The sequence below is a fragment of the Protofrankia sp. Cr1 genome, assembly GCF_963555865.1.
Classification (GTDB): domain Bacteria; phylum Actinomycetota; class Actinomycetes; order Frankiales; family Frankiaceae; genus Protofrankia.
The window spans coordinates 7455-8122 of record NZ_CAUVXO010000159.1 but is presented as its reverse complement, the minus strand read 5'-3'; the positions used below and the strand labels follow the sequence as shown (position 1 = coordinate 8122).

At 65.7% G+C, this 668-nt stretch carries 1 protein-coding gene; it reads right to left on the bottom strand.

The window, feature by feature from the left end:
- Nucleotides 1–92: 92 nt before the first annotated feature.
- Entirely contained in the window at nt 93–635 is a 543-nt protein-coding gene (locus tag U9980_RS14065; RefSeq protein WP_322754047.1) for a hypothetical protein, read from the bottom strand.
- Nucleotides 636–668: the final 33 nt, after the last annotated feature.

The following is a 668-nucleotide window of genomic DNA, read 5'->3' as shown; positions in this document are numbered from 1 at the left end:
CTGCTACGACCTCGGCGATCGGCGGAATCGGGGCATCTGGAAACACCCCGCACCACCCCGCGCCACCCAGCATCCCGGCAGTGCGGTTGACGTCAGGATGCCAGCCACTTGTCGAATGAAGACCTGTCGGTGACGTCGGCGGGACTGCCTCTCCGTTGGGTGCGGAGGGTCTGGACGTAGCCCCACAGGGCGTCGGCCTCGACCCATTCCTGCTTTGTCGCGACCCTCAGCAGGTGCCAGGTCCTGACGACCCGGATGCCGTTCTGGGCGGCGAGCCGTGCGGCGGCGTTGTCGTCGGTGACGAAGAAGCCCTGCACGCGGCGACGGATCATGATTGCGAGTGTCTCGGCCTCACCGAGGTGCTGGTAGGGGCTGTCGCCTGGGCTCGTGAGTTTCTCGCGAAGGAGCCGCGCGTCCTGGAGTTCTGCCGCGTCCGGGGACCAGGGCGACCCGAAGATGTCCTTGGCGTTGGCTAACGCGCTGAGGCCGGGTCTCTGCGCCGACGAGTCGCATTCCGATGCCACGGTGGCGCACCAGTGGCCGTTGCCGTTCGCCAACCGCTCCAGCAGATCCATACGGTTGATGATCGCAAAGTTGATCAGGACGGTGTTGTCCGGGAACAGGAGCACGGCCACGGTTCAGAGACCAAGCGCCATGGCGAGATCATT